Below are 24,641 nucleotides of genomic sequence, written 5' to 3' on the forward strand. Positions count from 1 at the left end.
TTATAATTGTTCACTCCTTTCAGTTTTTGAAATGATGAAGGATAGACAAAACAGAATGAAGGGAAGCCCAAATACAACTACATAGCTTAAATAAGTTACATATTTATCAAAGATAGCTAGTCGCTCCTCATCAAATGGTAGGATTGTTATGAAAAAAATTAAAATTCCACTAATACATACATTTTTTTTAAATGATTTTTCATTACTAATACTTTTAGCTGATAAAAATAAGTAAAGGATTACCGAGGTTGTCATTGGTACAATCCAGACTGATAAAAAGATCAAATCTAAGCGGTCGATCATTTCAAACGAAAGGACTTTAAATAAATATAAAACAGGCTCCCTAATTTGCAGAAGTTGTGTTGGACTAAAGCTTATAAGGCAAATAAAGGTAAAATATGTATAGAATAATGTCACAGAGAAATTGGCAAGGCTCACAGTTTTTAATATTCCTTTTTCCGTATCAAGCACAAAAGGAAAAATTAGTAAAAGACTTTCAAATCCTAATATTGAGAGTAAGGATTTATGGCTTCCTAAAATGATATTTTTCACTCCTGAATGCCCAATCGGAAGAATAAAGCGAAATTCTTTTGGTAAATAAAAGGTTAAGAATGATAGTAAAAATAGGAGGATGATCAAAACCGATGCTAATACAAAAAATCTTGATATGATTCTCAAGTCACTGATTGTTAAATAAATGCTTGATAAAATAATAATTAGTGAAAGTACCCATATTGGAGTTAGCGGTAATAACCAAAGAGTTATGCTTCTGATAAAAAGAACACAAGCCAGACTTCCAATCATAATAAAATAGATATAGATAAATAAGTTACAGAACTTACCTACATATTTACCTAAAATCTTTTTTGTAATATCTGTATATGTAGCACTTGGATATCTTTTTAGTAAAAGCCAGTAAATGAATAATGTAATTTGGACTGCTACTCCTGCAATAAGGGTAGAAATCCATCCATCACCTTTGGCCGTACCTTGAACTGCATTTGGTAATGAAAGTAGTCCAATACCGATTTGACTCTGGATAATAAAAAAGTAGAGCTGTAATTTAGAAATCGAATTACTATTTGTTATCATTTTTTCTTCCACACCCTAGATATTCTTTGCTGTACAATCTTTTGGGGAAGTGCATCAGTTGGTCTTGTATTTTGTTTCCAGGAAGGCAGTCTAAAGAAAGTATCCTTTATATCTTCCTTTCGAAAAGGTGCCATCGGAGAAAAGTATGGCATGCCAAAAGATTTTAATTTACACATATGCATAAAAATTAACATTAAAGTTAGTGTGATCCCGAAAAAACCTAGTATCGAAGCCATGATCATCGTCGGAAAGCCCAATAGTCTCATACTAGTACCCATCTCACTAACCGGTGCTACAAACGAAGCAATTGCTGTAAAACCAATTACAACGATCATCGTGTTTGATACTAGATGCGCTTCAACAACAGCGGTACCAATAACTAGCCCCCCGACTATACCAATTGTTTGAGCGATAGGAGATGGTAGTCTAATAGCGGCTTCCTTTAGTAGCTCTAATATGATTTGCATTGCAATAGCTTCGACGAGAGGGAGGAATGGTACAAACTCTAAAGAAACCCTAATTGAATAAAGAAGGCCTATTGGTAGTACTTCAGAGTGGAAGGATACGATCGCAATGTATATGGCAGGTAAGCTAATTGCAACAATAAAGCTAAATACCCTAACAATACGAAAAAATGAACCAATTAACCACCGGTGATTATAATCATCGGGAGCTTGATAAAAAGCGAAAAAGGTAATTGGTACAATCGAAACTGTTGGATTCCCATCTACAAGTAAATTTATTTTTCCGTCTAAAAGATAAGATGCAGCCCGGTCTGGTCTTTCTGTATTTAATACTTGTGGAAATGGTGAAAACGTACTATCCTCGATTAATTCTTCTAATTGTCCTGTTGAACGAAGACTGTCTAAGTCAAGACCTGAAATTCTTTCTTCTATGACCTCGACAAGTTTTCGATTTACAATGGAATCGACATATACCATAGCAACCTTAGTATTCGTAATTTTACCAATCGTAAAATACTTAATCTTTAACTCAGGTGTACGGATTCTTTTTCTAAGTAATTGTATATTTGTATTTATACTTTCTACAAAACCATCGTGAGCACCATTAATATTTTGTTCATTAGCAGGTTCAGTAATTGCACGTTCCTTATCATCTGAAGCTGCTGCTAGAATTCCATTTGAACAATTTTCTTCTAAAATTAGACAAAATCCGTCTAATAAACTATCACCTAATTCTGAGATCTTTGTTGAATTTTTAATCTCATATGATTTGACGATATTGCCTGTCTCATCCTTAGTTTCTCTTAAAATAGGTTCAATAATAAATGATTGAAGTGCCTCAATTTTTATCATGGATTCAAGAAACAAAATAGCAAAAATCTGGACATTTTTGTGGATAATCTTAACTACCAAATCTTCTGTATGACTTAAATAATCTTGAATCATTTCAATATTATTTTTAAGATTATTTGATAAAATTTCTTCTTTATTTGACGTAATTGTTGTTGTATTGGTTCTCATATTGATACCTCTTTGATGGAAGGTCTAATTGTGTTTATTCTTTCCAAATTTAGGTTGTGTATGCAATGAAGACTCATATGAAAAATCATTTACATTTTCGTTTTTTAGATTAACAAAAACGTATAATATCAGTTTTCTAAAAAGTAAAAAAAACGAATTTTGTAGAAATAAACTTGTTGACTTTTTATTTTTTGCATAATAATATAAGGACAATTAATTTAAATAAAAATCTATAATTACTTTGCGTTGACGAAGAGTAGTAACGATTACGGAAACTAAAGAGAGCTGATGGTTGGTGCGAATCAGTGTGAAAGTAATCGCGAATGGACTTCCGAGCATTCAAACCGAACCTTAAATAAGTAGTAGGCTTTGGCGAGTAGTCTTCTCGTTACAAAAGACGGGTATTCAATTGAAAGATGATTGGATACCGACAAAGCGAGCTGTTAATCAGCTAATGAAGGTGGCACCACGGGTCTCTCGTCCTTTTTTAAGACGGGGGGCCCTTTTTGTATTTCTTTAAAACTAAATAATATTAAATCGCTGAGTAAGAAGAGTAAATATTGGTGAATGTCACAGAGAGTTAGACAATGGTGGGAGTCTAATACAGGAACCTTTATCGAATGGGCTTACGAGAGGCATCTTGAACATTAAAGTAGGGATGCACGGATTTCCACCGTTAAAAGGATAGGGTATCGGAATTATTTTAGTAACTTATTCCCGTATCCGAAAAGTGGGATTCAGATCAATCTGATCCAATCTGAGGTGGTACCGCGGTAGCAACTAATCGTCCTCTATATGCACAATCTTTGTGCGTATAGGGGACTTTTTTTATATTCATCATTAAATTTTTGGAGGTCGAACAAATTGTCAGTACAAAACAAAGCAGAAATAGTCATTGAAACGATAATGGGGGATTTGTTTACACCGATTTCATTATTTAAGAAATTGAACGCTAGCAAAAAGTTTTTATTTGAAAGCTCATTTAAGCATAACGATTCTGGCCGTTATTCATTTGTTGGTTCAAAACCTGCTTTTGAATTGATTGGGACAAATCAAAGTGGTCAAATCATCTATAAAAATGGCAAAAAAGAAGAGTTTGTTGGAAATCCTCTTTTAAAACTGAAAGAGTTAATACCAAAGCAGGATTATTTGGAGGTATTGGATATCCCTTTCATTGGTGGGGGAATTGGGTATGTAGGATATGATATGATTCGCCAGTTTGAAGAAATCGGTGATGAGCTAGAAGATGTTATCGGAATGCCAGATCTTCATTTAATGTTTTTTGAAGTCATTATTGTATTTGATCATTTGGAACAGAAAATTCATTTGGTTGGAACAAAGCTTTCCGATGAAACAACATTAGAAGATTTGAAGAGCGAAATTCAGAAGTATAAGCAAGTAATTCTATCTAATTCAAATCAAGAGGAGGAAGTAAAACCTGTTGTATTTTCTACTTTCGAGTCTGAAGTTAGTAAAGCTGACTATATGTCCAAAGTAGAAAAGGCAAAGTCATTTATTCAAAAAGGAGATATTTTTCAAGTCGTTCTATCACATCGAATGGGAGCAAAATTTGAAGGGAATCCATTTGATTACTATCGAAAATTACGGATCCAAAATCCGTCACCCTATATGTATTATATCGATTTTGGTGATAGCGTTGTTGCTGGTACTTCCCCTGAAAGTTTAATAAAAGTTAAAGATAATCAGGTCATTACGAATCCGATTGCCGGTACGAAACGAAGAGGGAAAACGGATGAACAAGACTTAATGATCGAAAGAGATTTATTACAGGATGAAAAGGAACTTGCCGAACATAAAATGCTTGTTGATTTAGGAAGAAATGATCTAGGCAAAGTTTGCGAGTTTGGAACAATCAAATTAGAAAAATATATGACCGTTGAAAGATACAAATATGTAATGCATATCGTTTCCGAAGTTAGTGGGCAATTAAAAAAACCAAATACTTCACTTGATGCACTTATTGCTTGCTTACCAGCTGGAACCGTATCTGGTGCACCTAAGATTAGAGCAATGGAAATCATTAATGAATTAGAGAGTTCAAAGCGAGGGGTATATTCCGGTGCAGTCGGTTATGTATCAGTTAATGGAAACCTTGATTTTGCATTAGCTATTCGAACGATGATTTTAAAAAATCAAATGGCCTATATTCAAGCAGGAGCAGGTATTGTTTATGACAGCAAACCTGAACACGAATATGAAGAAACCATTAATAAACTAAAAGCTTTTTTGGAGGAAAATCATGATTCTAATAATTGATCACTATGATTCTTTTACTTACAATCTTTATCAATTTTTGGGAGAACTTGGCGAAGAAATGAAAATCGCTAGATATGACAAAATTTCGATAGATGAAATAAAAGAAATGAATCCAAAAGCAATTATTCTTTCTCCGGGACCAGGTAAACCCGAAGAGAAACAGGAAACGAATGAACTCATTCAAACTTTTCATAAGACTGTCCCAATACTAGGCATTTGCTTAGGGCACCAAGCAATCGGTTATGCATTCGGCGCAAAAATTATTAAAGCTAGACAAATCAAACATGGAAAAACATCGAAAATTAGGCATGATGGCAGTAATTTATTTGCCTACATGTCCCAGCCGCTAGAAGTTATGCGATACCATTCACTCGTAATTGAAAAGGAAACAATACCGCCATTATTTGAAACTTTAGCATTCGCTATGGACGATCAAGAAATCATGGCCATTAAACACCGAAAATATCCAATCTACGGTATGCAATTTCATCCGGAATCTATTGGAACAGAATACGGAAAACAACTTTTATTAAACTTTTTAAATGAAATAAAGGAGGAATTAAAAGATGAAAGAGTACCTTCAACGCTTAGCTAATCGAGAGTCGTTTACAGTAGAAGAAATGCAAGTAGCTGTCGGTAGGATTTTACAAGATGATCAAATATCAGATAGTGAAATCGCAGCATTTCTAGTTGCTTTAAAAACAAAAGGTGAAACAGTAAATGAAATAGCAGGACTAGTAAACGCAATTCGAAATCATACGGTAGGATTTACTAGGAAGTTTCATAATGTCATTGATAATTGTGGGACTGGTGGAGATAATTCATCGAGCTTTAATGTGAGTACAACATCAGCTTTTGTTATTGCGGGAAGTGGGGTTCCAATTGCAAAACATGGAAATCGTAGTATGTCTAGCAAAACAGGTAGCGCAGATGTATTAGAACAATTAGGTGTGGAGCTATCGATTCCAACACAAGCTTCCGAAGAGCTTTTAGATGAAATAGGCATTACATTTTTATTTGCTCCATATGTTCATCCAAGATTGAAAAAAGTTATGAAGGTTAGACGTGAGCTACAAATTCCGACCATTTTTAATTTAATTGGACCTTTAACAAATCCAGTTGAATTAGAGACCCAACTATTAGGAATTTACAGAAGAGATTATTTAGAAGTTTTTGCAGAAGTGCTAAATAAATTAGGACGTAAACGAGCGATTGTATTAAACGGTGCAGGGCATTTAGATGAAGCATCATTAGCTGGTGAAAATCATATCGTCCTACTAGAAAATAATGAGCTGAAAAAGATGACACTTCATCCGGAGGAAGTTGGATTAACTTCTTACCCAAATACAGAAATCAAAGGTGGAGATTCAAAGAGAAATGCAGATATTCTTCTTCGAGTATTAAAAGGAGAAAAAGGAGCTTTTAGAGATACGGTTTTATTAAATGCTGGTTTAGCAATTTATACTTCAGGAATTGTCAACCAAATTACGGATGGTATTAGGAAGGCTGAAGAGAGCATCGATTCTGGTGCAGCTTATGAGAAATTACAAAAACTAGTCGAAAAAACTAGCAAACTAAAAAGAGAGGTTATTTAAATGGAAACCATTTTAGATCGAATCATTTCTCAAAAACAAATCGAAATTAAAAGTTTAAGAGCGATTAGTCGAAAATTAACAAGTGAAACAAAGAAGTTATCATTAATCGAAAAGTTAAAAGCTGCAGACCAATTATCGATCATTGCGGAGTTTAAACGAGCATCACCATCAAAAGGTGATATTAATACAAATCTTAATCCCGCCGAACAAGCAAAGAAATATGAAGAAAATGGAGCAGCCGCAATCTCTGTTTTAACTGATACAACTTTCTTTAAAGGTTCCTTTAAAGATCTGAAAATTGTGCGTGATTCCGTTAATATTCCGATATTATGTAAGGATTTTATTATCGATCCAGTTCAAATAGATATCGCCAAAGAGCATGGAGCAAACATTATTTTACTAATTGCTGCTGCATTACCTTTTACAGAACTAAATCATTTATATCAATATGCTAAACAGCAAAATCTTGAAGTGTTGATGGAAGTACATGATGAGGAAGATTTAGAAAAAGCACTAAAAATTAGGCCTGATCTATACGGCATTAATAACCGAAACTTAAAAACATTTGAAGTGGATCTAGGTGTAACTGAAAGACTAGCACCACTGATTCAAGCAGATGGAGGGTTCATTATTAGTGAAAGTGGAATTTTCAATCAGTATGATGCAAAACGTGTAAGAGATGTTGGGGCAAATGGAATTTTAGTCGGAGAGGCATTAATGAGGAGTAATGAATTATCATCAAACATGAGCGAGTTGATGGTTCCTATACTAAAGGAGGCTAAGCAGTGAAAGTGAAAATTTGTGGCATTACCGATTTAAAAACAGCTAAATGTGCAATAAATGCTGGAGCTGATGCCATTGGATTTGTATTTGCAGAAAGTAAACGTCAAATTGAAATTTCTGAAGCAAAAAAGATCATCGAATCACTGCCAGATTCGGTGTTGAAGATTGGCGTTTTTGTAAATGAAACAAAGGAGACATTGGAATCCATTTGCGAGGAAGTTGGTTTAACGCATCTTCAGCTACATGGAGATGAAACGCCAGAATTTTGTCGTTCATTATCCTTTCCAGTAATCAAAGCATTACGAGTTGAGTCGGAAAAGGACGTTGAAAAAATCGCAGAATATGATTGTGATTATATTTTAGTAGATAGCCCGAGTGGAAAATATCGTGGCGGAAATGGAACAACTTTTAACTGGGATCTTGTTAAATCAAAGAAAATAGATAACTTGATTTTAGCTGGTGGATTGACGATTGAGAATGTAATACCTGCAACTAGCGTCGTAAAACCAATAATGGTCGATGTAAGTAGTGGAGTCGAAACGAACGGGAAAAAAGATGAAGAAAAAATAAAAAGTTTTATAAAAAAAGTTAAATTAGGAGGAATTTAAATGTCTACGTACACACTTCCAGATATAAAAGGTCATTTCGGTATGTATGGAGGGAAATATATACCTGAAACGCTTGTTCAAGCTATAACTGAATTAGAAGAAGCTTATTTAACTATTAAAGATGATCCGGCATTTAATGAGGAAATTGAGAGTTTGTTAAAGGATTATGTAGGTCGCCAAACACCTCTATATTTTGCAGAAAATTTAACTAAGCATGCTAACGGAGCTAATATTTATTTAAAACGTGAGGATTTAAATCATACTGGTGCTCACAAAATTAACAACGCGATAGGTCAGGCATTACTTGCGATTCGAATGGGTAAACGAAAAATCGTTGCCGAAACAGGAGCAGGACAACATGGTGTAGCAACTGCAACAGTTTGCGCTCTATTAAATTTAGAATGTGTTATTTTTATGGGTGCTGAGGATGTTCGAAGACAAGAACTGAATGTTTTCCGAATGGAATTACTAGGCGCAAAAGTGATTAGTGTTGAATCAGGAAGTGCGACATTAAAGGATGCAGTAAATGAAGCCCTTCGTTACTGGGTTGCAAATGTAGATGACACTCATTATTTATTAGGATCAGTAATGGGGCCACATCCTTTTCCTATGATGGTAAGAGATTTCCAAAGTGTAATTGGAAAAGAAACAAGACAACAATTTTTAGCGAAGGAAGGTAAACTTCCTGATGCAGTAGTAGCATGTATCGGCGGAGGAAGTAATGCAATTGGTATGTTCCATCCGTTTATTACGGATGAAAGTGTAAAGTTATATGGAGTAGAAGCGGCAGGGCATGGAATCAATACAGATAAGCAAGCAGCATCTTTAACAAAAGGTGTACCAGGCGTATTACACGGTGCATTAATGTATTTACTTCAAGATGAAGATGGTCAAATACAAGAAGCTCATTCAATTTCTGCGGGACTTGACTACCCAGGAGTAGGTCCTGAGCATTGTTATTTGAAGGATATTGAACGAGTAAAATACGAATCAATCACAGATGAAGAAGCACTTGAAGCATTCCAATTACTAGCAAGATTAGAAGGAATTATCCCAGCATTAGAAAGTGCACATGCAGTTGCCTACGCAATAAAGCTAGCGGCAACGATGAAGAAGGATGAAAATTTAGTCATCTGTTTATCTGGTAGAGGCGATAAAGATGTTCATACCGTTCGTGAGCGATTAAAGGAGGGCAAATAAATGATGTTGAATCGAATTGAATTCCAATTTTCAGAACGACTAAAAAAAGGTGAAAAGCTATTTATTCCTTATGTAATGGCAGGAGATGGTGGTCTTGAAGTACTAGGAGGAAGACTTGCTTTACTTGAAAAATTTGGCGCATCAGCAATCGAAATAGGTATTCCATTCTCAGACCCAGTAGCAGATGGACCAGTAATTCAACAAGCGGGAATTCGAGCATTACAGGCTGGTACAACATTAAAAGCTGTAATTGAAAAAATAAAAGAAGTTCGTAAATTAATTTCTGTACCTTTAATCGTTATGACATATATGAATCCCATTTTAGCTTATGGAATTGACAGATTCGTATCTGACCTTCAGCAAGCAGGAGTAGACGGCTGTATTATTCCTGACCTACCAATCGAAGAAGAAGAAATTATCATCCATCAACTTGAAGAATTTGGAGTAGAACTAATTCGTTTAGTCACAATGGCTACACCAAAAGATCGAATCATTAAAATTGCTGAAAAAGGAAGAGGTTTCTTATACACAGTAACAGTAAAAGGGATTACTGGTGTTCGAAATGAACTAGACGACAGCCTATCATCCTTTTTAAAAGGTGTTAAAGAAATTAGTAATAAACCTGTAATAGCTGGATTCGGTGTATCTACCCCAGAACAAGTAAAGGAATTAAGCCAAGATTGTGATGGAGTCATTGTTGGAAGTAAAATTGTTGATTTATTTAATCAAAATAAGATCAATGAAATTAAACTTTTAATGGAATCAAGTTTAGTAAGCGAGGAAGTAATTTAATGTTAAGTGAATCAGGCTATTTAAGTGGCCTGATTTTTTTATTTTTTGAGGTATTCTTTCGAGCCTAACCATGCTTAGCTCTAAAAAATTGGCTGGATCTAGGTAATTGCGGTTATCGAAGTATTTGCAGTTCCTCAAATAATTGCAGCTGGGAATTTAATTGCGAATCAATATATTTTATTTGCATTTTTTTCACTAGATCAGAGTGCATTTCATCATATAGTATCCGGACTTCAACTATTTTACTACAAAGTATCCACAAAACTAGACTTGCCTTTAAAAAATGCATCATCAATTTATCCACTAATCGTTACAATATCCACATTTTCATTTGAGATTTTCCACATAATAGCAGAGTATCCACAGAATTCTCACACTCCCAAAAATATAACTACAAACTATCCACAGAAATTTAACTGATTTAAAAAGTTTTCCACAATTGCAGAATACACTCATATTTCTCTCTAGGACATATGTCCTTCCCAAACAACCATCCAATATCGTTTAATAATGAAGAAATCACAATGTCAGGAGAGATCTATATGAAAGGAATTTTATTAGCAATTATCGGCGGAGCATTCATTACACTACAGGGAGTTGCAAATTCTCAAATTAGCAGTGATATTGGTACTTGGCAAGCAGCTACAATTACGCAGTTCACAGGTTTTATTGTAGCTTTATTCATACTACTATTAATAAAAGATAAAAAATTAGCTGAAGTTAAGAAAGTGAATCCAATTTATTTATTAAGTGGTGCACTTGGAGCATTTGTTATATTTTGTAATGTGACATCAATTCATATTATCGGTGTGACATTTTCAATTTCTGTTCTTTTAATCGCACAGCTAAGTTTAACATTTATCATTGATAGTAGAGGTTGGTTCGGCGTCAAAAAGCTTACTATTAGTCCTTCACAATTTATTGGAATTGGTATGATGATGATCGGTGTGATTGTGTTAGGATCTTAAAAGTAATTGTTGGAGGTGAAGTTAACTTGAAAGTCACTAGTGATATTGAACAAATTAATCAATTTTTAGCTGAACTTCATATTAAAGAAGTCTTTAATGAGGATGTAAAAGCTCATATGACTCTTCATCGATTCATGCAAGGAGAGCTTATTTGTTCCCAAGGAGACTTACCACAAACTTTGTTTGTTTTAGTAAAAGGGAAAGTCAAAGTTTATACAACTACAGAAGAGGGTAAAACATTAATTCTTTCATTTAAAAAGCCGCTTGAATTAATTGGCGACATTGAATATGTAAGAGGTTTAAATTATATAAATACGGTTGAGGCAGTTTCTGCAGTTGAAATGATTGCTATAGATTATCGATGGCTAAAAAAATTTGCTAAAGACTATGCACCATTTCTTCAGTTTTTATTAGACATCATAACGGAAAAGTTTCTTATTAAGTCGAATGCGATGAGTTTTAATTTAATGTATCCAGTCGAAGTTCGGCTAGCGAGTTATCTATTATCGGTTTCATACCATGAAGCGAATTCTTTACAAAACGAAAATTCAAATCCGATCAATCTTAAAGACGCAGCAAATCTAATCGGAACGAGTTATCGACATGTTAATCGAGTTATTCAACAGTTCTGTAAGGATGACCTAGTGGAGCGGAAAAATGGGGGAATCCTTATTAAGAATCGAGCTGGCTTGAGTGTTCTTGCTGGTAATAATATTTATGAATAAATTCTTAGGACTAATAAAGTATTTTATTTTTGGAGGTGCAATTTATGATTTATGGATTAATATTATCTTTAATAGCAGGATCACTAATTGGTTTACAAAATATATTCAATAGTAAAGTTAATGAACGGGCGGGAATATGGGTAACAACTACATTTGTATTAGGAATGGGCTTTTTAGCTTCTTTCTTAATGGGGCTTTTATTTGAAGGTAAGGAATTATTTGTTTTGCATAATATGAAAAATTGGTATTGGATTAGCGGAATAGTCGGTGTAGGTGTTGTTTTCTGCTTAACGAATAGTACTAAAATTCTTGGACCAACTTATGCGATATCAATTGTTCTCACATCTCAATTATTGTTTGCAATGTTATTTGATTCTATGGGATGGCTAGGTCTTGAGAAAGTTCCGTTTTCTCCTAAGCATCTAATTGGTGTTTTGCTTATTATCAGTGGTATATTAATTTTTAAATTAAATGGAATTAGGTTTAAACGGATTAAGCTAGTTAAAAATCAATCTAGTAAAATATGAATTAAATAAATAGAGATGGGGAAATGTTATGAAAACATACAAAACATTATTATTAGATGTAGATGATACATTATTAGATTTTGGTGCAGCAGAAAAAGTAGCATTACAATCTCTATTTAAAGATCAAAAATTACCATTAACGGATGAAGTTAAGTCAAGGTACAAAGTAATAAACCATGGACTTTGGAAGTCATTTGAAGAAGGTAAAATAAGTCGTGATGATGTGGTGAATACACGTTTTTCAACCTTATTTAAAGAGTTTGGTATTGAAGTTGACGGTTTTCTGCTGGAACAGTCTTACCAAAGTTATTTAGGAGAGGGAAATCAATTAGTTGAAGGTGCATTTGAATTACTTACAAGTCTTCAGCACGAGTTCGAATTATATATTGTTACAAACGGAGTTTCAAAGACACAATATAAACGTTTGAATGCGGCGGGTATTTATCCTTTCTTTAAAGACATTTTCGTTTCTGAGGATACTGGTTATCAAAAACCGATGAAAGAATACTTTCAATATGTATTTGATCGAATTCCAAATATTGAGTTAGATCAGACATTGATTATCGGAGATTCATTTAGCGCGGATATAATTGGTGGGGCAGGGTCAGGAATTGATACTTGCTGGGTCAATCCAAAAATGCTTTCAAATGACTCAGATGTAGTTCCAACCTATGAAATACAAAAACTAGATGAACTTTATAAGATTTTAAATATTGAACAGAAGGTTTTGGTTACTTCATCTAACTAAGACCTCTTAAAAAGCAAAGTTTTCACTCTGTCTGAATAGTTGATTACTTTGAAAACACGTTGAAGCAAAAAGGTTTATATACTTTTTGCTTTTTTATTTTGCTCGTTGTTGATATACACATTAGAAATAATTAATAAAAATATAATTGACTATTACTTGAAATAACCTTATTATCAAGAGGTGATAATGATTATCATTTATATTTAAGGGGAAAATCAACGATGAAGCAGGCTCTTATTAAAGTAACTTTAACAGCTTTACTATTTTTAGTTTTACCGTTTAAAACCTTTGCTGCAAGCCCTGAAGAGGATTTAACACATGCAAATTCTTTTGTAGAAAGTGCAATCCAATCTGCACAAAAAGGAGATTTTAAATCTGCTGAGCAGGAATATAAAAAATTCAACAACGAGTGGCTTGATAAAGAGGATGGAATAAAAAACAAATCGATTGATGCGTATGGCAAAATCGAGGAAGCTATGGGAATGGTTCAGTATAACCTAGCACAAAAAACAGTGAATCAAAATGCACTAGTAACTGCACTTAAAGAATTAGAAGCGGTAAATGAAAAGTTTATTTCTCATCAGTTCGCTAGTTCAAAATTAGATTCAAAAAGTACAGGTAGTGTAGAAGATTTAATCGAAATATTAAACAAAGCTTTAGCAGATTTAAAAGATAACAATGTATCAGGAGCAACTTCAGAGATTGATCAATTTAGAAAATCTTGGATCAATATTGAAGGTGTTGTATTAACACAATCTCAAACAGTGTACACAGACGCTGAAAGAGACATGGTAACTTCTTATGCAATGCTAACTGCTAAAACGCCTGATGTGAAAGCGGCTACAAAAACAATTACAGATATGCGTGATTATCTATTACCATTAGCGTCTAAAACTAGTTATACAATGATCGATGCTATTACTATCTTACTGAGAGAAGGATTAGAAGCATTACTAGTAGTTGTAGCATTACTAGGTTTTATTAAAAAGTCTGGACAAGAAAAGAAAAGTAAGTGGATCTGGTTTGGTGTTGGCACGGGATTAACTGTCAGTATCATTCTAGGTGTCATTGTAAATGTTTTATTCTCAGCAGGTGCTTTTGGAAGTAACAACTTCTTAATCGCAGGCTGGACTGGGGTATTTGCTGCTGTCATGCTCTTATATATGAGTTATTGGTTACATAGCAAATCTAATACGAAGCAATGGCAACAATATATTAAAACTAAAAGTGATAAAGCATTAAATACAGGTAGTTTATTATCTTTATCCATTCTTGCGTTTTTAGCAGTTTTCCGTGAGGGAACTGAAACGGTATTATTCTTTATTGGAATGGCGTCATCAATTAAACTATCGTCATTATTAATAGGAATTGGGTTAGGATTTGCAATTTTAGCAATACTAAGCTTCTTAATCTTAAAGGTTGGTCTGAAAATCCCAATGAGACCGTTTTTCCTTATTTCAAGTATATTAATGTTCTATTTATGCTTTAAATTTGCCGGCATGGGAATTCATGGTTTACAACTATCTGGATTACTTCCAGCGACTCAGGCACCTATTCCTACAATTGATTTCTTTGCGATTTATTCAACTTGGGAGAGCTTTGTACCCCAGATGATTTTGTTGCTAATAGCTTGTATTACTGTTATTTATAATAGATTCTCAAATAAAAATAATAATAAAAGTAGTAAAAATTCAGGGGGAACGAAAAATGTTATCTAATAAAAAACTAGTCGCAGCAATGGCTTTAGGACTATCTTTAACTTTATCTGCATGTGGAACGAAAACAGACAATGCAATTAAAACTGGTTCTGATGATATGATCAAAACGATTTCAGAATTAAAAACACAAATTTCAAATAATGATGAAGCAAAGGCAAAAGATAGCGGAGAAGCGCTTGAAAAATCATGGGAAAAATTCGAAGACTCGGTAAAAGGTAAAGACAAAGATCTTTATGAAAAAGTTGAAACGCCACTTCATATTATTGAAGCAGGAGTAAAAGTATCCCCATTGAATGCAGATACACTTAACCAAGCTGGTGACGAATTAGAAAGTGTATTAAAAGAAGTTAAAGATTTAAAATAATAAACAATAATCATCTTTTTCTAAAAAAGCCTACATAGAAATATCTTTGTAGGTTTTTTCTTGATTTTATTCACGAAATTTTGGGAATTTTTTCTTAAGTTAACGTTTTCATAAAAGCAGGTAGACAATTAACTTGTCTTCACTTAAGATAAAGATATTGATAAGGATTATCATTATTAATTGTTTATATAATAAGTTTTGATCCGGGGGAATCACTTATGTTACTTTCAGAATTAAAAAAAGGCGAAAAAGCAAAAATAACGGACTTGTCATCACTAGGTGAGGCAGTGAAGAGACGTCTTTTAGATCTAGGGATAAGTGAAGGGGCTATGGTCTGCCTACAATGTACAATGCCGTTCAAAGGGCCTTGTATGATTGAAAATTGCGGACAATCACTTGGCATTCGATTTCATGATGCATCTGGGATAAAGGTAGAAAAAATATGTTAAATATAGCGCTTATTGGAAATCCAAATACAGGAAAAACTTCTCTATTTAATAATTTAACAGGTACATACCAATATGTAGGAAATTGGAGTGGGGTTACCGTTGAAAAAAAGGTAGGGAGTATAAAAAATAAACTTGGAAATCTAATTGATTTGCCAGGTATCTATTCTCTAAGCCCTCTTTCAAAAGATGAGGCCGTTGTTTCGCATTTTTTTGTAAATGAAACATTTGATGGGATGATTAATATTGTTGACGCTGCTCAATTAGAGAGAAATTTAATGCTCACTCTTCAACTTCTAGAATTTAATAAATCAATGATTATTGGTCTAAATATGGTTGATGTTGCTAAAAGAAGAGGAATTTCAGTTGATCCTGCTAGTATCTCAAAGATATTACAGGTACCAGTTATTCCAATTGACGCTAGATCTGGTAAGGGAACAAACGAGGTAAACGAATTACTAGAGACAATTCCTCAATCTGAAGTTGAGTTTGAAATTGATTATGGAATAATTATTGAAGACGGTATTAAAAATATTATGACGCTATTACCTTCAACTTTATCTATTCCTAAAAGATGGACTGCAATACAAATTTTAGAGGGCAATAAAGAGGTAATTGAATTTATCGCTTCATCCTACGATTTTAGTAAAATTGACCAAGTAATTAAAATAACAGAGGCACAATTAAACAGTGAACAAGGTGTATCACCTTCAAAATGGATTTATTCTATAAGAAAAGAAGTCATTTCAAAATTAATTGGAAGTTCTGTAGAGAAAGAATCTAATGAAGCAGTTACATTAACTGATCGCATTGATCGATTTGTGACACACCCAATTTTGGGTATTCCTATTTTCCTAGTTACAATGTTTTTAATGTTTAAGCTTACTTTTGATTGGTTGGGGTTACCCTTATCTGACGCATTAGATGGGTTTTTATCAGGACCTGTAACGGACTGGCTAACAAACGGCTTAAATGCAATACATGCATCTGATTTTATAAAAGCAGTTGTTCTTGATGGTATTGTTGCCGGTGTTGGTGGAGTTTTAGTCTTTGTTCCACAAATTTTTATTTTGTTTTTACTAATTTCATTCCTTGAAGATTTTGGATATATGTCTCGAGCGGCTTTAGTAATGGATCGTTCGATGGAAATGGTTGGTTTAACTGGTAAGGCATTTATTCCAATGATTATTGGATTTGGTTGTAATGTACCTGGAGTTATGGCTGCTAGAACGATTGAACAGCCTAGAGAGAGACTACTCACGATTTTGTTAACACCATTAATGTCTTGTTCGGCGCGTTTACCGGTATATGCACTATTCGTTGGCGCGTTTTTTGCGAAAAATCAAGCAATAGTTGTTTTTTCACTCTATATACTCGGAATAGTAGTTGCATTAGTATTAGCTAAGGTTTTTTCATCTACTATATTAAAGGGTGAGTTTTCATTATTTGTCGTAGAACTCCCACCGTATCGTATGCCACAAGGTAAAGCTTTATTTAGAAGCACATGGGATAAAGGTAAAGGATTTATTCGAAAAGCAGGTACGTTTATTTTTGGTGGTTCTGTAGTAATATGGTTATTATCTTATATGGGACCAAGTGGTTTAGGTGTTTCGATGGATGATAGCTTTTTAGCAATGATTGGTGGAATACTTACACCAATACTTGCACCTTTAGGTTTCGGGACGTGGCAAGCAGGTGCTTCTTTACTAACAGGATTTTTGGCTAAAGAGGTAGTCGTATCTGCCATGAATATTATCTATCATGTGCCAAATGCACATTCTTTACAAGGAATATTGTCAACACAGTTTTCTGCACTTTCTGCATTTAGCTTTATGGTATTTGTCTTATTGTATGTACCATGTCTTGCAACTGTTGCGACAATTCGTAAAGAGACAGGTTCAGCTAAATGGACGTATTTCTCAGTTGGATATGCATTAGTTATTGCGTATATATTAGCGCTAATTATCTATCAAGTTGGAAGTCTCTTAGGCTATTAAAGAAAGGGGTATCTACTTATGATTGTCAATATTATAATAGGAGCTCTTATTTTTGGATATGCAGGGTGGACACTTTTACGATATATAAAGAAAACGAAAAAAGGTAAATGTGGCTCTTGCTCAATCGCAAAGACTTGTAGTTCAAATTGTGATACTGTAAATTATTCAAAATAGCAATATAGAATTAACTAAAAAGATAAAATTTAAAGTAAACTGTCTAAATACTTGAATAAAGTAGAAGGATTAATTAAGATGATAAAGTAATAAACTTTAATAATTGAATAGTACTAGGGGTGCCGTAAATGTTCGGCTGAGATTAAGACACATAAGTCTTTGACCCTTTAACCTGATCTGGATAATGCCAGCGTAGGAAAGTGAACGTAGAATACATATTTTGTATTCATAACATTGATTTGTTCGAGCACAAGTCCTTATGGGATTTGTGCTTTTTTGTATTTAAAATCAAGTGTCATCTTCTATCTGTAAGATCAAAGAGTTCTATTCATGAAATAGGGGGAAGAGAATTGAAGAAAGTATTAACGATAGCAGGCTCTGATTCAAGTGGTGGTGCAGGGATTCAAGCGGATTTAAAGACATTTTCAGCTCATCGTGTTTTTGGAATGAGTGTAATTACAGCAGTAACTGCTCAAAATACACAAGGAGTGTTTGCAGTACAAGATATGACACCAGAGATGATTGCTAGTCAGTTAGATGCAATTTTTACTGATATTAAAGTGGATGCTGTAAAAATTGGAATGGTATCTCAAATAGAGACGATTAAAGTCATTGCTGAGAAATTAAAGCAATATAAACCAAAGCAAATCGTAGTTGATCCAGTTATGGTTTCAAAAAGCGGATTTGACTTATTAAGTCCGGATGCAAAGGAAGCTTTAATTCAAGAATTGATTCCGTTAGCAACGGTTATTACGCCAAATCTTCCTGAAGCAGAAGTCATTACTGGAAGAAAAATTACAACCATTGAAGAGATGAAAGAAGCTGCTATTCAAATTCACTCATTAGGTGCTAAAAACGTCCTTGTAAAAGGTGGTCATCTAGAGGGGGAGGCTACCGATATTTGTTTTAATGGTGACGAATTTACAAGCTTTAATAGCGTTAGAATTAATACAATTAATACCCACGGTACAGGTTGTACTTTATCTTCAGCCATTACATCTAATTTAGCAAATGAACTTGAATTAAATGAGGCTATTAGAGAGGCGAAAAATTATATAACATTAGCAATCCAACATTCCTTTTCAATCGGAAAAGGGGTAGGTCCTGTACATCATTTTTACTCATTGTATGAAAAGGCAGGAGTCCAATATGTCTAATCAAAATGCAAAAATGACGAAGTGGAACTTTACAACACTTTGGTTTGGTGCGGCAGTTTCTGTAGCAGAAATTATGACTGGTGCCCTAGTAGCACCACTTGGTTTTAAGAAAGGTTTGACGGCCATTTTAGTAGGGCATTTACTTGGAACATTATTGCTAATTTTAGGTGGAGTCATTGGTTCTCAGCAAAGGTTATCAGCAATGGAATCTACAAAAATTTCATTTGGTAACTATGGTAGCTATTTGTTTTCGATTTTGAATGTTCTACAGTTACTAGGCTGGACAGCAATTATGATTTTAACTGGAGCTCGCTCAATCAATTTAGTTACAATAAAAGATTATCGGTTTGACCACCTATGGGTTTGGTGTTTAGTAATTGGAGTATTAATCGCAATCTGGTTGTACTTTGGACAAAATGCTTCTAAAAAACTTAATAGTTTAGCGGTTGGTTTACTATTTGTTTTAACAATTGTGCTATGTTTTGTCATTTTTAAAAGTGATAAAATCTTAACTCAACCAAGCACTTCTGGACTATCTTTTGGTGCAGCCGTTGAATTATCAGTAATTATGCCATTATCGTGGATTCCATTAATTAGTGATTATACTCGTTTCGCGAAGACAACAAAAGATGGAGCGATTGGTAGCTTTATAGGTTATATGTTTGGTAGCTCTTGGATGTATATTATTGGGCTAGGCGCAGTATTAGCATTTAATGAAGTAGACCCGGTTGCTGTTTTAATGAGTGCAAATCTAGGATTATTTGCAGTTGGTATCGTCGTCTTAGCAACTGTTACAACGACTTTCATGGATGCTTACTCTGCCGGAATATCAGTTACAACCATCTTTCCAAAGTTAAATGGAAAACATATCGCCCTTATTGTTACAGCTATTGGAACGTTATTGGCCGTTATTTTCCCTATTGAGAAGTATGAAGGATTTTTATATACAATTGGTTCCTTTTTTGCACCGTTATATGCAATTTTATTAACGGACTATTTTATTCTAAAAAGAACAAATATAAGTAAAGCGTTGAAGATTGATTGGATCGCGTTTATTACATGGATTTTAGGCGTTTTTATTTATCGTAAGTTTGTACAATTAGACTTCTTCCTTGGAGCTACTGTTCCAAGTATGATTTTAATTTGTGTCATTTATATAGTTGTTCAGTTTGTTATTAATAAGCTTGTTCCAAAGCAAATCGGGGGAGAAAAAAATGTTAACTATGAATGAAATGAGTCAAATTCTTGAAAGTGTGAAAGAGAAAAAGCCTTTAGTTCATCACATTACAAATTATGTAACTGTAAATGACTGTGCAAATATGGTGTTAGCTCTAGGTGGATCACCAGTTATGGCAGATGATTTAGCCGAAGTAGAAGAAATGGTATCTTTTGCATCAGCTCTTGTTATTAATATTGGAACATTAAATGAAAGAACAATTCAATCAATGATTAAAGCTGGTAAAAAAGCCAATCAATTAGGCGTACCAGTTATATTAGATCCTGTTGGTGTAGGAGCAACTACTTTACGTACAGAAACGACTTCTAAATTATTGAAAGAAGTACGTTTTTCAGTAGTTCGTGGAAATATGTCAGAAATTAAAATGATTGCTGGCTTAAATGTTCAAATTAAAGGTGTGGATTCTGTAGCTGGTGAAGAAGACGGCGTTGAAATTGCGAAATCTCTATCAGCGAAATTAGGCTCAGTAGTTGCAATTACAGGTGCGGTAGATATTATTGCAGAACAAGACCGAGTATGTACCATTTCAAATGGAGATAAAATGCTAGCTGATGTTACTGGAACTGGATGTATGAGTACATCATTAATTGGAACTTATGCTGGTGCAACGACTGATTATTTCCTAGCAGCTGTTTCCGGTATTACGACAATGGGTCTTTGTGGAGAGCTTGCTAAGGCTCGATTAACTGAAGGACAAGGAATCGGTACATTTAAAGTAAACTTATTTGATGAGGTATCTAAAGCTTCTGTTGATACACTTATAACAGGAGGACAAATTGAATGGCTATAACAAAAAGTAAAATAGATTATAAGCTTTATTTAGTAACGGATCGAGATGTATTAGGTTCAAGGGATTTAGTTCAATCTGTTGAGGAAGCAATTAAAGGTGGAACAACAATCGTACAAATAAGAGAAAAAAATTGTAGCAGTCTAGATTTTTACAGTATTGCTATGCAAGTAAAAGAAGTCACTTCAAAATATAATGTTCCATTGATTATTAATGACCGTTTAGACATCGCATTGGCAATACAGGCTGATGGCTTGCATATCGGTCAAGAAGATTTATCTTTAACTGTGGCTAGACAGATTGTTGGGAAAGATATGATTATTGGTGTATCTGCATCAACATTAGAAGAAGCAATGATTGCACAGGAACAAGGTGCGGATTATGTTGGTATTGGTTCAGTGTATCCGACGAGTACAAAACTAGATGCAAAATATTTAGCACTTGATGAGTTACGAAGAATACGTGAGGCAGTAAAAATTCCAATCGTAGGCATCGGTGGAATTAATGAAAAAAACGTTTCTGAATTAATGGAAACAAAAATTGACGGTGTTGCAATTGTTTCTGCGATATTAGGGAAAGAAGATATTAAATCAGCTGCTGAACATTTGAGTATGTTGGTTAATAAATAATAAATTGGTATCTGGGGTATCTATTACATCGTAATTTGATGGATAGGTGCCCTTTTTGTATTTTATACATACTCATTCAAACATAGTAACAATTACTATATTCTAAACCTTCCTTAACTAATGTAAATTTACGTTTCAACGTTGTTTATTGAATATCATCTGTAACAAATTATACAAAAATATTTGATCATTAATATTGAAACATACCGAAATAAATATAAAAGGAGGTAGAATTTTAGTGAAACAATTTAAGAAAAAAAGACTTGGATTAATTTTGTCATATGGAATTATTTTTTCTACATTAGACCCATTATCTGCACTGGCAGCAGTTGTTCCTTCAAATAGTCGTCCTAGTGTTACTAATGGATCGACTAATGAATTTGGCAGTTCTGAACTTTTAGGTCCCTGGAAAGATAAAAAGTGGAATTATTACGTATACTCATATAAATATAATGGATGGGATAAAGATGCATTTGAAGCTGTAAATGCACAAGCGACAGTTACACTATCTTCTACTTCAAATTCTACTTATACCCTTTCCGGTTCTACTGAATTTGGAATCAAAAAAATTGCCGAAGCAAATCTAGGGGGAACATTTGGTAAGAGTTGGGGAAAAACATCTACTGTAGAATTTACTGCACAAAAAGGTTATTTCTATGAATTATGGAGTACTAATAAAATTAAGGTAGAAAAGTATAAATACACATACAAACCTTTACTTGGCTCAAAAAAGACTTTGTACAGCAGGGCGAATGATCGTGACGGAACGTATAAATGGTTTTTCAGATATCCTCGAAAATAGTTTATTCTTTTGAAATTTAAATTAGGAAAAAAAGAAGTGAGGAATTTTTTTGAAAAAACAGCTTTGTTTATTTTTACTAACCGCTACACTCATTGCTATATTTACAGCATGCAACTCCCAAAAAAATAATCACCCTACGCATCCCAAGCTTTCTGCTGTTGCTAAATTAGAAGGAGAAATAAAAAAAGAAAAAAATTATTTATTCTTTAATAAAAATGAGTATACGAAAAGAATAACTTTATATTTCTACGATAATTACAATAAAGCACCAATTACAAATGTTAGATTATTTCGTGATAATGTATTAGTTAGTAAAAACACGAAAGTAATTGATACATCAATTCATGATAATGGTATATTTACATTTGAATTGCATGAGTATGTACCTTTCTTTAATAGTATCGTATTAAGTAATCATAATGATAGACTTTTAAAATTAAAAACAGGCGATTATCATTTTGAATTGATCGATCTGGCAAATAATATAGAAAATGATTACCGGTGGTACCTAGAAAGTTATAACACAGGTGAAGGTAATTTTAAATTTGAAATGGATGCTAATTTTAGCAGGGAAAATTCTCAAAAAACACAGTATGAGTTAAATTCTGCATATAAAAAGTTAAAAGGATTTAGTGTGGTAGAAATTCCTACATTTAAAGAAAAGAGTAATACTTTATTCTTTAAATACTCTGCAACTAGTTCAACCAAAGAGGCTGGTTCCTATGAAGTTTTAGTAGTTCAGAAGAATAGTAGTGGACAAAAGTATTTAATGGGTTCTGTTGTTGTTCCATTAAAGGAATAATTACTAACTAGAATTAAGTCACTTCATTAAAAAATGAAGTGATTTTTATTTTTTGAAGAGGAAAACTTGATTGTCTTGAACTATTTAATAGATTCATACCATCATATCAATTCTTTAATTGATTAGAACAATTGGCTAGTTTTCCGAATGAAAGGATAAACTGTTGTGCGATTTTTAGTGTAAATACCCCAACTAGTATGGTAATTTATCAGATTAATTGCAGTTATCGTAAATTTAATTCCAGATTTGCCATTTTTATTTGCAGCTCTCTAAGACTTATTTGCACAGTCAGTCTTCTTATTTGCACCCCTCTAAAACACATTTGCACTCCACCATCCAACAGTAATTCACACTACATCCCCACAATCCTCCCACTTTTCCTAACTTTTCCTCTCTTGTCTCAATTTGTCGAACATAGATTAAAGGATAATGGTAGAAAATATCGAATATTATCAATTGTAAGACTAAAATATTTATTTCTTATACACGAAATATGAGACTCCACTGCTATTTGCTGCAGTTGGAGACATTCTTACGTTTTTTTAAACGTACCTAAATATTAAAAGGAGAGTGACTAACACATGGATTTTTTATTATCTAAAGAACAGCAAATGATTCAAGAAATGGTACGAGATTTCGCGGCAAAGGAAATTGAGCCTTTTGCAGAGGAACTTGATCGTGATAGCAAATTCCCAATTGAAACATTCAAAAAAATGGGTGAATTAGGTTTATTAGGAATTCCGTTCCCTGAAGAGTATGGCGGTAGCGGTGGCGATACAATTAGTTATGCGTTAGCTGTAGAGGAAATAGGGCGTGCATGTGGAGGAACAGGTTTAAGCTTTGCTGCAACATGTTCATTAGGTGCTTCTCCAATTTACTATTTTGGTACAGAGGAACAAAAGCAAAAATACTTAGTACCAATGGCGCAAGGAAAAACGCTAGGAGCTTTCGGTTTAACTGAGCCAAATGCGGGTTCTGATGCTGGAGGAACACAAACAAAAGCAGTTTTAGAAGGTGATGAGTATGTGATTACAGGTGAAAAATGCTGGATTACAAACGCTCAGTATTCTAACACAATTATCGTAACTGCTTATACTTCAATTGATGAAAAAGGAAAGAAAAACATATGTGCATTTATCGTTCCAACTGACTCAGAAGGATTAACAATTACAGATCCTTATGACAAGATGGGTGTTCGTGCTTCTAATACAACTCAAATTGTTTTAGATGGAGTACGTGTTCCAAAAGAAAATATTCTTGGCAATCCTGATAAAGGTTTTGGCCAATTCTTATATACATTAGATGGTGGTAGAATTTCAATTGCAGCACTTGCTGTAGGTATTGCACAAAAGGCTTTTGATAAAGCATTAGTATATGCAAAAGAACGTAAACAATTTAAACAACCTTTATCTAGTTTCCAAGCTATTCAATTTAAATTAGCTGATATGGCAATGGGAATTGAGTTAGCAAGAAATATGGTGCATAAAGCTGCATGGTTAAAAGACAATGGAAAACCGTTTACGAAAGAAGCGGCATTCGCTAAGTTATACGCATCTGAAATCGCTTCCAAAATTGCGAATGAATCATTACAAATTCATGGTGGATATGGCTATATGAAAGAGTATGGCATCGAGCGTTTAGTACGTGATGCTAAGTTACTTGAAATTGGTGAAGGTACATCAGAAATTCAACGTATGGTAATTGCACGTCAATTCGGATGCCGATAAGG

25 protein-coding genes, 1 riboswitch and 2 other annotated features are annotated in these 24,641 nt (G+C 33.8%); of the genes, 23 read left to right on the forward strand and 2 right to left on the reverse strand.

Translation table 11 applies throughout. The features are described from left to right. On the reverse strand, positions 1-1,092 hold the full coding sequence (locus ACFVRR_RS05505; RefSeq protein WP_387325625.1) for a GerAB/ArcD/ProY family transporter: 1,092 nt from the start codon (positions 1,090-1,092) through the stop codon (positions 1-3). Continuing rightward, positions 1,089-2,576 (reverse strand): spore germination protein, encoded by a 1,488-nt coding sequence (locus ACFVRR_RS05510; protein WP_387325628.1) that lies wholly within the window; start codon positions 2,574-2,576, stop codon positions 1,089-1,091. Before ACFVRR_RS05510 ends, ACFVRR_RS05505 begins: the two co-directional genes overlap by 4 nt. 237 nt (positions 2,577-2,813) lie before the next feature. Further along, positions 2,814-3,064 (forward strand) — a binding site (T-box leader). 43 nt (positions 3,065-3,107) lie between these two features. Next, positions 3,108-3,371, forward strand: a binding site (T-box leader). Between the two features lie 111 nt (positions 3,372-3,482). Here ACFVRR_RS05510 and trpE point away from each other — a divergent pair. From trpE to ACFVRR_RS05625, 23 genes are all read left to right on the forward strand, one after another. Beyond that, a complete protein-coding gene (gene trpE, locus ACFVRR_RS05515) occupies positions 3,483-4,853 on the forward strand; it encodes an anthranilate synthase component I (RefSeq protein WP_387326053.1) in 1,371 nt (456 codons plus the stop codon). Continuing rightward, positions 4,837-5,448: an anthranilate synthase component II gene (locus ACFVRR_RS05520; RefSeq protein WP_387325630.1), complete on the forward strand. Its 612-nt coding sequence runs from the start codon at positions 4,837-4,839 to the stop codon at positions 5,446-5,448. Before trpE ends, ACFVRR_RS05520 begins: the two co-directional genes overlap by 17 nt. After that, positions 5,420-6,448 carry an anthranilate phosphoribosyltransferase gene (gene trpD, locus ACFVRR_RS05525; RefSeq protein WP_387325632.1) on the forward strand — a complete coding sequence of 343 codons (1,029 nt, stop codon included), beginning with the start codon at positions 5,420-5,422 and terminating at the stop codon, positions 6,446-6,448. Before ACFVRR_RS05520 ends, trpD begins: the two co-directional genes overlap by 29 nt. Next, entirely contained in the window at positions 6,449-7,237 is a 789-nt protein-coding gene (gene trpC, locus ACFVRR_RS05530) for an indole-3-glycerol phosphate synthase TrpC (protein WP_387325635.1), read from the forward strand. Then, positions 7,234-7,839 (forward strand): phosphoribosylanthranilate isomerase, encoded by a 606-nt coding sequence (locus ACFVRR_RS05535; protein WP_387325639.1) that lies wholly within the window; start codon positions 7,234-7,236, stop codon positions 7,837-7,839. Before trpC ends, ACFVRR_RS05535 begins: the two co-directional genes overlap by 4 nt. Continuing rightward, entirely contained in the window at positions 7,840-9,039 is a 1,200-nt protein-coding gene (gene trpB / locus ACFVRR_RS05540; RefSeq protein ID WP_387325641.1) for a tryptophan synthase subunit beta, read from the forward strand. It abuts the gene before it with no gap. A gap of 6 nt (positions 9,040-9,045) precedes the next feature. After that, positions 9,046-9,831, forward strand: coding sequence for a tryptophan synthase subunit alpha (gene trpA, locus ACFVRR_RS05545; RefSeq protein WP_387326055.1), 786 nt, complete (start codon positions 9,046-9,048; stop codon positions 9,829-9,831). A 542-nt stretch (positions 9,832-10,373) separates the two neighbouring features. Continuing rightward, positions 10,374-10,799: a DMT family transporter gene (locus ACFVRR_RS05550; RefSeq protein WP_097975091.1), complete on the forward strand. Its 426-nt coding sequence runs from the start codon at positions 10,374-10,376 to the stop codon at positions 10,797-10,799. Positions 10,800-10,825: 26 nt separating this feature from the next. Beyond that, complete coding sequence (locus ACFVRR_RS05555) at positions 10,826-11,524, forward strand: Crp/Fnr family transcriptional regulator (RefSeq protein ID WP_387325643.1); 699 nt, start codon at positions 10,826-10,828, stop codon at positions 11,522-11,524. Positions 11,525-11,568: 44 nt separating this feature from the next. Further along, complete coding sequence (locus ACFVRR_RS05560) at positions 11,569-12,051, forward strand: DMT family transporter (RefSeq protein ID WP_387325647.1); 483 nt, start codon at positions 11,569-11,571, stop codon at positions 12,049-12,051. Between the two features lie 28 nt (positions 12,052-12,079). Next, complete coding sequence (locus ACFVRR_RS05565) at positions 12,080-12,799, forward strand: YjjG family noncanonical pyrimidine nucleotidase (RefSeq protein ID WP_387325649.1); 720 nt, start codon at positions 12,080-12,082, stop codon at positions 12,797-12,799. Positions 12,800-13,020: 221 nt separating this feature from the next. Further along, positions 13,021-14,517 carry an FTR1 family iron permease gene (locus ACFVRR_RS05570; protein ID WP_387325651.1) on the forward strand — a complete coding sequence of 499 codons (1,497 nt, stop codon included), beginning with the start codon at positions 13,021-13,023 and terminating at the stop codon, positions 14,515-14,517. Beyond that, positions 14,507-14,881 carry a hypothetical protein gene (locus ACFVRR_RS05575; RefSeq protein ID WP_387325653.1) on the forward strand — a complete coding sequence of 125 codons (375 nt, stop codon included), beginning with the start codon at positions 14,507-14,509 and terminating at the stop codon, positions 14,879-14,881. Before ACFVRR_RS05570 ends, ACFVRR_RS05575 begins: the two co-directional genes overlap by 11 nt. Positions 14,882-15,099: 218 nt before the next feature. Further along, the gene (locus ACFVRR_RS05580) at positions 15,100-15,330 is read left to right on the forward strand and encodes a FeoA family protein (protein WP_056469652.1); all 231 of its coding nucleotides are present in this window, start codon (positions 15,100-15,102) and stop codon (positions 15,328-15,330) included. Next, positions 15,324-17,324, forward strand: a complete 2,001-nt coding sequence (gene feoB, locus ACFVRR_RS05585; protein ID WP_387325655.1) for a ferrous iron transport protein B — start codon at positions 15,324-15,326, stop codon at positions 17,322-17,324. Before ACFVRR_RS05580 ends, feoB begins: the two co-directional genes overlap by 7 nt. Positions 17,325-17,342: 18 nt before the next feature. Further along, positions 17,343-17,498 (forward strand): FeoB-associated Cys-rich membrane protein, encoded by a 156-nt coding sequence (locus ACFVRR_RS05590; RefSeq protein WP_056469655.1) that lies wholly within the window; start codon positions 17,343-17,345, stop codon positions 17,496-17,498. A 105-nt stretch (positions 17,499-17,603) separates the two neighbouring features. Further along, positions 17,604-17,714: riboswitch (TPP riboswitch) on the forward strand. Between the two features lie 134 nt (positions 17,715-17,848). Further along, positions 17,849-18,655: a bifunctional hydroxymethylpyrimidine kinase/phosphomethylpyrimidine kinase gene (gene thiD, locus ACFVRR_RS05595; protein ID WP_387325658.1), complete on the forward strand. Its 807-nt coding sequence runs from the start codon at positions 17,849-17,851 to the stop codon at positions 18,653-18,655. Then, positions 18,648-19,886: a putative hydroxymethylpyrimidine transporter CytX gene (gene cytX, locus ACFVRR_RS05600; protein WP_387325661.1), complete on the forward strand. Its 1,239-nt coding sequence runs from the start codon at positions 18,648-18,650 to the stop codon at positions 19,884-19,886. Before thiD ends, cytX begins: the two co-directional genes overlap by 8 nt. Then, entirely contained in the window at positions 19,870-20,682 is an 813-nt protein-coding gene (gene thiM, locus ACFVRR_RS05605; protein ID WP_387325664.1) for a hydroxyethylthiazole kinase, read from the forward strand. The genes cytX and thiM overlap by 17 nt, the downstream gene beginning before the upstream one ends. Continuing rightward, positions 20,673-21,308, forward strand: a complete 636-nt coding sequence (gene thiE, locus ACFVRR_RS05610) for a thiamine phosphate synthase (RefSeq protein ID WP_387325667.1) — start codon at positions 20,673-20,675, stop codon at positions 21,306-21,308. Before thiM ends, thiE begins: the two co-directional genes overlap by 10 nt. A gap of 238 nt (positions 21,309-21,546) precedes the next feature. Further along, positions 21,547-22,110: a hypothetical protein gene (locus ACFVRR_RS05615; protein ID WP_387325670.1), complete on the forward strand. Its 564-nt coding sequence runs from the start codon at positions 21,547-21,549 to the stop codon at positions 22,108-22,110. Positions 22,111-22,159: 49 nt separating this feature from the next. Beyond that, positions 22,160-22,912, forward strand: a complete 753-nt coding sequence (locus ACFVRR_RS05620; protein ID WP_387325672.1) for a hypothetical protein — start codon at positions 22,160-22,162, stop codon at positions 22,910-22,912. 581 nt (positions 22,913-23,493) lie between these two features. After that, positions 23,494-24,639 carry an acyl-CoA dehydrogenase family protein gene (locus tag ACFVRR_RS05625; protein WP_387325675.1) on the forward strand — a complete coding sequence of 382 codons (1,146 nt, stop codon included), beginning with the start codon at positions 23,494-23,496 and terminating at the stop codon, positions 24,637-24,639. Positions 24,640-24,641 lie beyond the last annotated feature (2 nt).

The organism is Gottfriedia sp. NPDC057948, assembly GCF_042887255.1.
GTDB lineage: Bacteria > Bacillota > Bacilli > Bacillales > Bacillaceae_G > Gottfriedia.